A 9,247-nucleotide genomic window follows, 5' to 3' on the forward strand; every position below is an offset into this window, starting at 1 on the left:
TCGCGGCGCTGAAAGTCTCGTTCGTCCCTCCTCCGCTCCTCCGCTTCGCTCCCCCCGCTCCGTCAGTCCAGAACGAGACGCGCCGCGAACCTTGGGCGCCGGGAGCGGCTAGCGGCCGCTCATGTCGAGTGCCGCCAGGTGGCTGAACAGCACCGACGCGCCGATCGGATTGCCGCCACCGGGGTAGACGGTGCCGCTGACCGCAGCCATGGTGTTGCCTGCGGCGTAGAGTCCCGGGATCGGCTCGCCGTCGGTGTTCAGCACGCGCGCGGCGGTGTCGGTGCGCAGCCCGCCCTTGGTGCCCAGATCGGAGATGCCGAAGGCGGCCGCGTGGAACGGGCCCTTCACGATCGGGGTGAGCGGGGGCTCGCCATTGGAGAAGGCGCGGTCGTAGGCCTCCTCGCCGCGGCCGAAGTCCGGATCCACGCCCTGGGCCGCGAATTCGTTGAAACGCGCGACGGTCGCCACCAGTGCCTGGGCGGGAACACCGATTTCGGCGGCCAGGCCCTCGAGGGTGTCGGCGGTCTTCCACAGGCCCGCCTCGACATAGCGTTCCGCGTCGACCATCGGCACATTGCTGGCCTTGATGGGCGGCACCACGCCCTCGGCGTCGTCGTAGACCATCCAGAACGGAAGCGTCGCCGAGCCGTCGTTGAGGTGCTCGATGATGTCGCGGCCGAGCCGGTCGTAGGGCGCGGACTCGTTGACGAAGCGCTCACCGGCCTGGTTGACGAAGATACCGCCGGTGAACCACAGCGCGAAGGCCGCGCGCCCGTCCGGATGCACCAGGCCCGGCGACCACCACGCCTGATCCATCAGGTCGGTGTCGGCGCCCACCGCGATGCCCGCCTCGTGCGCCCTGCCCTGATTTCCCCACGGCCCCATGGTGTCCCGGGCCATGCCCGGCACCCCGTAGCGCTGCCGCAGTTCGTCGTTGCCCTCGAAACCGCCGGCGGCCAGCAGCACGCCCTTGCGGGCCCGGATGGCCACCCGCTCACCGTCGCGCTCGACGATCGCCCCGACCACCGCGCCGTCCTCGGTCACCAGCTCGACCAGCGGGGAGTTCAGGTACAGCTTGGCGTTGGGGTACTTGGACAGTCCCAGCAGGAACCGGCCGACGAGGGCCCGCCCGCCGATCAGGTAATCGGGCTGCGGGTCGCCGTGGCGATCGGTCCCGAGCGGCCCGCGCACCGAGTCGCTCAGCTCGCCCAGCTTCGCGGCCCGCAGCGGCGCGGGGATGATGTGCCGCTTGCCGTCCAGCCGAGCCTTGGGCGCCTTGCCGAAATAGTCCGGCCACGGGAACATCTGGAATTCGAAAGCCTCGTCCTGCTCCAGGTATTCGATGACCTTGGCGCCATTGCGGACGTAGGTCTCCTGCAGCTCGGCCGGGGTACGGTCACCGACCACGGACCGGAAGTAGGTGAGCGCGTCCTCGATGGTGTCGTCCACGCCCGCCCGCTGCAGCACCGGATTGCACGGGAACCAGACCCCGCCGCCACCCGAGAACGAGGTGGTACCGCCGAACTTGTCGGTGGCCTCCACCACCGCCACCGTCAGTCCCTCACGGGCCGCCGTATAGGCCCCGGCCAGGCCGCCGCCCGACCCTGCCACCAGGACATCGACTTCTTCGTTCCAGTCCGTCACCGTTACTCCCTGATCAACGTGGTCTCTCCGCGACGGTATGCGCCGGGAGCGGCCCGTGCATCAAGTATCCCGATGGCCGGAAAGCCGGATCAGTCGTGCCAGGTGGTCAGGACGATCTTGCCGCGCACCCGGCCGGATTCGCTGAGCTTGTGCGCCTCGGCGGCATCGGCCAGGGACATCACCCGATCGATCTCGGCGCGCAGCCGCCCGGCCGCCACCAGATCCGCGACCGCGCGCAGGTCCGCGCCGGACGGGGTGAACCAGAGGCGGTGATAGCGGGGATCGTCGAGTGGCTCCTCGCCCTGGGCGTCGATCATCCGGCCGTGCGGGGTGAGCACCCGCAGCGAGCGAGCCGCGTAGTCGCCGCCCACCAGGTCGAACACGATGTCCACGGCGCTGACGGCGGTGGTGAAATCGGTTGCCGTGTAATCGATCAGCTCGTCGGCGCCGAGGCCGCGCAGGAAGTCGTGATTGGCCGCACGGGCCGTGCCGATCACGTACGCGCCGCGCGCCTTGGCGATCTGCACCGCCAGATGACCCACGCCGCCCGCCGCCGCGTGCACCAGAACCCGTTGTCCCGGTTGGACATCGGTGAGCGCCTGCCACGCGGTGAGCACCGCCGTCGGCAGCGCGGCGGCATGGATGTGGTCGAGCCCGGCGGGCCGGTGGGCGAGGAACTGCGCCGGGGTCGCCGCGTATTCGGCGTACCCGCCGGAACGGCTGAGCACATTCCCGAAAACCTCGTCACCGGGCCGGAATTCGGTGACCTCCGCGCCGACCGCGGTGACGACACCCGACAGGTCGAAGCCCAGCGTGAACGGCGGCGGGCCCAGCTTGGTGACCGCGCCCGAGCGGAGTTTCCAATCGGCGGCATTGATGGCGGTGGCGGCCACCCGCACCAGCACCTCGCCGGTGCCGGGTCGCGGAACATCGACCTCCACCATCTCCAGAACGTCCGGTCCACCGAGGGTGCGCTGACTGATCGCTTTCATGATCTCGATCCTGCGCCGGATAGTATCTCGGAGGAAGAAGGCACTCTTTTGATCCCGAGGTACCTCATGGATACCGTCTCCGACTGGGAGCCATCCGGAAATCTGGTCGACAGCTACCTGCGGCGCTGCCCCGCCCGCGACATCCTGGCGGTGCTGGCCGACAAGTGGGTGCTGCTGGTACTGGGCACCCTGCGCAACGAGGGTGGGCCGATCCGATTCAACGAACTGCGCCGCCGCCTCGACGGCATCACCCAGAAGGTGCTCACCCGCACCCTGCGGGACCTGGAACGCGACGGGCTGGTCCGGCGCACGGTATATCCGACCGTGCCGCCCCGGGTGGAGTACGCGCTCACCGACATGGGCGGCGACCTGGGCCGGATCACCCACGCCATGGGACAGTGGGCGCTGCAGCACGCCGAGGAAATCACCGCCGCCCGAACCGAATTCGATGAACGGGCGGCACGGGAACCGGAACCGATCCGGCCCTGACCACCGGCGTTCTCAGACCTTGACCGCCAGCACGGTGGCGTGCGGGGTGTACTCGTCCGGGCGGGCCTCCCGCGACAGCGTGGCGGTGGCCCGGAAACCATGGGCGGCCAGCGCTTCCGCGAAAGTGCCCGGCGCCCATCGGTAGGCGGGGGCGACCTTGTGCGCGTAATCCCGCACGCCCGTGGGCTCGTCGGCGGCCTGGAAGCCGAACACGGCGTGCCCGCCCGGCCGCACCACCCGCGCGAACTCGGTCAGCACCGCCGGAACACGGTGCGGCGGAATATGAATGATCGAGTACCAGGCCACCAGCCCGGCCAGGGCGGCGTCGCCATACCGGAGTTGCTCCATGGGACCGACCTCGAACGGAATGTCCGGGTACTCCGCCCGGGCCAGGCGGATCATCTCCGGCGACAGATCGACCCCGGACATCTCCAGTCCCGCCGCCGCCAGATATGAGGTGACCCGGCCCGGCCCGCAGCCGATATCGGCCACCGCACCGTTCCCGTTCTCCCGCACCGCTTCCGCGAAGGCGTCCAGCATCGATCGGTCGAAGATATTGCTGTGCAGCTGCCGGTGGAACAGCTTGGCGTACAGCTCCGCCACCTCGTCGTAGGCGGCCCGGGTGACGCGCATGTCCTCGGTGTCGATCATGCCTCGACTCTAGGCGTCCGGCGCGGCCGCCTGCGCGCCGATCGCGCCCGTCGACGGTGCGCGCACCGCCTGATACTCGCCGTTCAACAGCACGCGCAACCGGGCCTGCGGCGGCATCAGGGTGCGCAGCGGCAGCACCGCCAGCCGGGCCAGCCGGCGCAGGTCCCGCGGCAGGGCGGGCAGCGGAAGATCGATGTGCCACAGCGGATATCGGTGATCGGGATGCTGCCAGCCGTCGCGCAGCATGAATTTCAGGACGCGCGGGGACAATTCGCGGGCGGTCGCGCTGGCCAGTTCCAGCCGTAACAGCTCGTGGCCCTGGTCGTGGTCGAGATTGATCCGGGCGCGATGCGGTTCCCCGGCGTCCACGGTGAGCTGGCCGGACTCGGTGAGATCGGCGATCAGGGCGGCCAATTCCTCGTAGCACTGCGTCCATTCGCGATCGTGGGCGCGGAAGGCGGCGCGCTGCTGCTCGATGATGAGGCGGCGGTCGCGTTCGCCCGGTCGCACCAGATACAGCTCCACCGTGTCCGGCTCGGTGACCAGGCCCACCGTGAGCCGGTCGCCGGGCCAGGCCGATCCGTGCGCCTGTCCCAGCACCGCATGGCGCGGCACACCGAACTCGGTGCGGAACCCGTCCAGGGCGCGGGCCTGCGCGGCGGTGCGCTGCTCGCGCACCTCACCGGGCAGGCCCTCGTCGTAGAGGAACGATTCGATGCTGTCGCTGAGGGTGACGCAGACCGCCTCCAGCCGGTCACCGTCGAAGCAGAAACGGGCGCGCGGATCGTCCACGCGCAAGTCGGTGTCCGCCCACACCGTGCGCTCGCCGGTATCGCTGTCGTGCACCGGTTTCCAGCCCACCGCGGCCGCGAAGCCGTCCAGATCGGCGCGCGTCCAGGTCCAGTCGAAGGCGCGCGCCGCACGCGCGATCTCGACACCGGCGGGCACGTCCACCCGCAGCGGCCCGGCATCGAAGTCGGAGACGGCGTGGCGGCGTAGGAATTCGGCGCGCTGGCTGCGGGAGGTGGGATGCGGGGGGATGCCCAGCGGCGTCACGTCCAGATCCGCGCCGCCCTCCACCCAGGCGTCGGCCACCAGTTCGGTGGGCGCGGTGACACCGACCGTGCGCAGTGTGTCGGCGGTACGCAGCGCCAGTCCGCTCATGGCCACGGCGCCCGCGCGCCGGGACAGGGTGCGCGTCCAGTTGGCCTCGCGCGGCGGCGTCCAGCCCAGGTCGATCAGCCGCTGCTCGGTCGCCGGGCCGTAATACCAGGTGGGGTCGATGAATTCGGTGCGGGCCAGCTCGCAGGTCAGCTGCTCCGGCCCGGCGTCGAACTGCACGAAGCGGCTGCCGGGCGCGGTGATCAGCAGGCGCGCGTCCACCGGCAGCGTCTCCACGAAGCCCGCCAGGTTCTCGGCGAAGCGGGTCCAGGCGCCCGCGGCGGCGCGGCGGCGGGCGATCTCGTGCCGGCGTTCCATCCAGTACCGCTGCGCGGTCGGGTTCACCAGCAGCAGATCGACGGTGTCCACACCGATGGTGAGGCCCGCGAACACGGTCGGAAAACGCCAGGATGGACCCTCGGCCGGGCCCGCGGCCGGGCTCTCCGGATCGCCCCAGTGCTCGGTGAACACGGCCGTCGTGCGGGCCAGCGCCGCGTCCAGGAGTTCCCGGCTGCCGAACTCCGCGGGGGCCGGGCAGTCCGAGATGGTCACGCGCACATGGTCGAGGCCGCGGTCGCTGCCCCAGAACATGGCCGAGTCCCACCACACCGACAGCCCGGTCCGGGAGAAGACCGGGCCGGTGCGCAGTGTGCCCACCGGCTGCGGACTACTCCATCCGACCCGCCGGGCGAATTCGGAGACATTGCCCGAGCCCCAGCGCCAGCCGAACCCCGCTGCCGCTCTCACGATCTCGACCGCACCCGCGGTATCGACACGCACCTCGAAAGCCACCCAGCGACACTAACCCGGCCCGGCCGTGCCGGGGGTCTTCGCGATCGCGATTAGTCTGTAGGCGGCCGGTGCTTCCCGCACGGGGCGGACAATCCACGGGAAGCCCGGCCACGGTCATGATCGGGGGCGAATATGTCAGTGCGCCATCGGGAAACGTGAACTTCCCGCGTCGCCCGCCGGAATGATCGGCAACACCAGCGCCGACGGGTGATCCTTGTCGTGATACACGGTCTGGGTCGCGACCTGCGTATTCGTGCTCTGCCCGAACGGGTCACCGGTATTCGGATTCGGTGCGAACTGCGGAAAATCGCTGCTCGACACCTCCACCCGGATCGCCGATCCGGCCTTGACCAGATAGCTGGTCGGCCACACGTCGATCGTGAAGCGATACGGCTGACCCGGCACGATCGGCGACGGATGATCGAGCGAATCGCGGAACGCGGTGCGCACGATCCCGTTGTTGAGATTCACCGTCGAGCCGTCCGGGGCCACCGCCACCAGCTTCGCGGTGAAATCGGTATCGGTCGCCGTCGAGGACGCCCACAGCGTCACGCGAATCGGCCCGGTGAGTTCGGTGTCGGAGGGCATGGGCGCGGTCGTGTACGTCAGCACATCCGAACGCTGCTCCACCACGAACTGATCCACCGGGCCCTGCGGTCCCGTCGACGCGCCACAGCACGAGTGCCCGCCCGCGCTGGGCACCGGATTGAGCGGGTCGTAGTCGTAGCGATCCGGCTGCTGCGCGTCCTGCGGGGCATCGGTGGTGAGCAGCCCGGCCCGGCCCTGAATCCCATTGCCGCCATTGCCGGACAGGTAATAGGTGGTCCATCGGGTATCCGGCAGCGGCCAGGCCGAGGCCGACTTCCACCTGTTCGCACCCATCAGGAAGTAGTCGACGACCGGCTTCCCGGACACCTTGTTGTCCTTGCCCTTCAGGAAATGGTCGTACCAGGCCAGCATGAGATCGTTGATCGGACTGTCGCCCGCCGCACCACTCGCCGCCAGCATCGGGGTCTCCACCTTGCTGCCCGGACGGCCCCAGCCGACGTGATCCCACGGGCCCAGCACCAGCCGCTGCCCCGCACGGGCCTCCGGCGTGCCGCCACCGGCGACCATGCCGGAGAAATTCTGCACCCCGCCCGCGAGAAACGCGTCGTACCAACCCTCCACATCCAGCACCGGGACCTTCACGTTCGCGTACCGATCGCGAATGCTCCACTGCTTCCAGTAGTCGTCGCGGGTGGAATGCGAGATCCAGTCGTAGAACCACGGCGCGACCACCGGATCACCCGGGTGCAGCGGCGGAAACTGCTGATACGGGCGGAAACCCAGCCAGCGCGTGTAGTCCGCGCCATCGACCCCCAGCTGCTTGGCGGTAGCGGTGTCACCGCGATTGAGGGCCGCGCTCGCGCCGATGGTCTCCATGGCCCACGGCTCCACGAACGCCAGCCGGAAGGCGCCGCCCTCATAGGTCCAGCCGTCGTAGTAATCCGAGGCGGTATTGGCGGGCACGATGGTCGTCAGATGCGGTGGCGCGCCGACGGCCGCAAGCCATTGCGTCGCACCGACATACGACGAACCGTACATCCCGACCTTGCCATTCGAACCCGGCAGGGTGGCGGCCCACTCCACCGAGTCGTAGCCGTCGTTGGTGTCATTCGCGAACTCGGCGAACGTGCCGCCCGACTGCCCCTGGCCCCGAATGTCCTGCACCACAACGAGATAGCAGTGCGAAGCGAACCAGTCCGGGGTCTGGTATCGGAACGGCTGGACCTGCGCGGCCGCCTTCCCGTACTGCGTCCGCATCAGAATCACCGGCACCGGATCCGCCGACTCGGGCCGATACACATCCGCTTTCAGCACCACGCCGTCGCGCATGGTCGCGGGCACATTCTCCTGCTTGTCGACCGCGCACGACCCGCGCCCATCCGACGGCGGCCAGCTCGCCGCCCCCTGCGATGCCGACCCGCCTCCACCGCTCGCGCAGCCCGCGACCACCAGCGCGATCGCCCCGGCCACCGCTCCCACCCGAGCGATGCGACCGCGCCCTCTCCCACTACGGCTCATTGATCGACCGTAACCCCGGTCCCACACCCACTCACCGACAATCGGGCAAAGCAGGCCGATCCCACCGCGCGACCTCCGCGGCCAGCACGGCCCGCGCCCGCGTACCGGCCGCCAGGGACCGGTCCAGATCCGCGATCCTATCGGTCAGCCGGCGCCGCGCCCGCTCGCACCCGCCCAGTTGTCCGTCCGGGGCGAAGCACGGCAGCAGCTCCGCGACCCCCGACAGATCGAGCCCCACCTCGAGCAGCGCCCGAATCCGGCGCACCCGTTCGACACTCGACTCCGGGAAGTCCCGGTAACCATTGGACCGCCGCCCGGCCTCCAGCAGGCCACTGCGGTCGTAGTGCCGCAGCGCGCGGGTGCTCACCCCACTGCGCTGCGACAGCTCGCTGATCAGCATCCATGTCCTCCGGCTTGACCTTGACCCCAGTGTCAACGTTTAGCGTCGAGCCGCTGCCGCCCATTCCCCGCCGGAGGAAACGCCATGGTCACCGATGTCCACGCCCACGTCACCATCGACCCAGCCGCACAGCTGGCGCGTGCGACGCAGGCCGGCGTGGATCGCACGGTGCTGCTGTCCACCCGGGTCCACCCCGAACGCGCCCGCACGCTCGACGAGGTGCGGGCCGAATTCGCTAGGCTGACAGCCGTTATCGGCGGTGCGGACGCGGCGGCGGACGAGGTACGGGCGGCCATGGACGAAGTGCTGCGCGCACTGGACGCACACCCCGACACCACCCTCGCCTTCGCGAGCCTGCCCTCACTGCTGCCCGCCGAGCACCTCGGCGAATGGTTCGAGCCCTACCTGACCCGCCCCGGCATCGTGGGCATCGGCGAGGTCACCCCGCCGCCCGGCCAGGCCGCGCGCATCGAACCGGTGCTGTCCGTCAGCGCCGACCACGGCGGGATACCCGTACTGGTCCACGGCTTCGCGCCCAACACCCTCGACGATCTCCGAACCTATGCGGCACTGTCCGCCCGCTATCCATCGGTGCCCCTCATCGTCGGCGCCCTCGGCGGATTCCACGCCCTGGATCTGGTGGAGCTGGCTGCGGCCCGGCCCAACCTGCACATCGATCTGTCGAGCGCATTGCAGGTGTTCGCAGTCGCCGCCGCCGCGCGAGAAGTCCCTGAACAGTGTCTGTTCGGATCGAACACACCCTATGGCGACGTGATCGCCGCACGGCACACCGTCGAGGCCGCCTTTGAAGATCCCGCAGTGCGAACCCTGGTCCTGGAGGACAACTTTCAACGAATTCTCCGCGCCTGACCTGCGGATACACCCCAATCCCAAAGACCATCGCTAATTTTCAGCAACGAGTCCCGCAGAGCGGACGATAGCCACATCGAGCGGGGGGGGGGGGCCGGACCACCCCCCACCCGCAGCCCCCGTGGGGGGGGGGGGGGGGGGGCCCCCAAGATTGCCCCCTAAAACGGGAGGGGCCGGTATG

Annotated in this window: 8 protein-coding genes; 2 read left to right on the forward strand and 6 right to left on the reverse strand. The window is 69.7% G+C overall.

Annotated features, from left to right (window positions below):
- Positions 1-108 precede the first annotated feature (108 nt).
- Positions 109-1,644: an FAD-binding protein gene (locus ACFXKA_RS42155; RefSeq protein ID WP_379431777.1), complete on the reverse strand. Its 1,536-nt coding sequence runs from the start codon at positions 1,642-1,644 to the stop codon at positions 109-111.
- An 89-nt stretch (positions 1,645-1,733) separates the two neighbouring features.
- Positions 1,734-2,636 carry an NADP-dependent oxidoreductase gene (locus tag ACFXKA_RS42160; RefSeq protein ID WP_379431778.1) on the reverse strand — a complete coding sequence of 301 codons (903 nt, stop codon included), beginning with the start codon at positions 2,634-2,636 and terminating at the stop codon, positions 1,734-1,736.
- A 66-nt stretch (positions 2,637-2,702) separates the two neighbouring features.
- Between ACFXKA_RS42160 and ACFXKA_RS42165 the strand changes: the two genes are divergently transcribed.
- On the forward strand, positions 2,703-3,125 hold the full coding sequence (locus tag ACFXKA_RS42165) for a winged helix-turn-helix transcriptional regulator (protein WP_379431779.1): 423 nt from the start codon (positions 2,703-2,705) through the stop codon (positions 3,123-3,125).
- A 12-nt stretch (positions 3,126-3,137) separates the two neighbouring features.
- Here the strand turns inward: ACFXKA_RS42165 and ACFXKA_RS42170 are convergent, their stop codons facing one another.
- The 4 genes from ACFXKA_RS42170 to ACFXKA_RS42185 form a co-directional block, all read right to left on the reverse strand.
- Complete coding sequence (locus ACFXKA_RS42170) at positions 3,138-3,776, reverse strand: class I SAM-dependent DNA methyltransferase (RefSeq protein WP_379431780.1); 639 nt, start codon at positions 3,774-3,776, stop codon at positions 3,138-3,140.
- 9 nt (positions 3,777-3,785) lie between these two features.
- Positions 3,786-5,729, reverse strand: coding sequence for a DUF6301 family protein (locus tag ACFXKA_RS42175; protein ID WP_379431781.1), 1,944 nt, complete (start codon positions 5,727-5,729; stop codon positions 3,786-3,788).
- Between the two features lie 135 nt (positions 5,730-5,864).
- The gene (locus ACFXKA_RS42180; RefSeq protein WP_379431782.1) at positions 5,865-7,796 is read right to left on the reverse strand and encodes a CocE/NonD family hydrolase; all 1,932 of its coding nucleotides are present in this window, start codon (positions 7,794-7,796) and stop codon (positions 5,865-5,867) included.
- Positions 7,797-7,827: 31 nt separating this feature from the next.
- Positions 7,828-8,196 (reverse strand): MerR family transcriptional regulator, encoded by a 369-nt coding sequence (locus ACFXKA_RS42185; protein WP_354840994.1) that lies wholly within the window; start codon positions 8,194-8,196, stop codon positions 7,828-7,830.
- An 84-nt stretch (positions 8,197-8,280) separates the two neighbouring features.
- Between ACFXKA_RS42185 and ACFXKA_RS42190 the strand changes: the two genes are divergently transcribed.
- Complete coding sequence (locus ACFXKA_RS42190) at positions 8,281-9,066, forward strand: amidohydrolase family protein (protein WP_379431783.1); 786 nt, start codon at positions 8,281-8,283, stop codon at positions 9,064-9,066.
- Positions 9,067-9,247 lie beyond the last annotated feature (181 nt).

The organism is Nocardia sp. NPDC059228, from assembly GCF_042754245.1.
Lineage (GTDB): Bacteria > Actinomycetota > Actinomycetes > Mycobacteriales > Mycobacteriaceae > Nocardia.

Excerpts from the sequence above, each read along its gene's own strand:
- ACFXKA_RS42160 (WP_379431778.1), bottom strand. The coding sequence starts at position 2,636 with ATGAAAGCGATCAGTCAGCGCACCCTCGGTGGACCGGACGTTCTGGAG.
- ACFXKA_RS42165 (WP_379431779.1), top strand. The coding sequence starts at position 2,703 with ATGGATACCGTCTCCGACTGGGAGCCATCCGGAAATCTGGTCGACAGC.
- ACFXKA_RS42170 (WP_379431780.1), bottom strand. The coding sequence starts at position 3,776 with ATGATCGACACCGAGGACATGCGCGTCACCCGGGCCGCCTACGACGAG.
- ACFXKA_RS42180 (WP_379431782.1), bottom strand. The coding sequence starts at position 7,796 with ATGAGCCGTAGTGGGAGAGGGCGCGGTCGCATCGCTCGGGTGGGAGCG.
- ACFXKA_RS42185 (WP_354840994.1), bottom strand. The coding sequence starts at position 8,196 with ATGCTGATCAGCGAGCTGTCGCAGCGCAGTGGGGTGAGCACCCGCGCG.
- ACFXKA_RS42190 (WP_379431783.1), top strand. The coding sequence starts at position 8,281 with ATGGTCACCGATGTCCACGCCCACGTCACCATCGACCCAGCCGCACAG.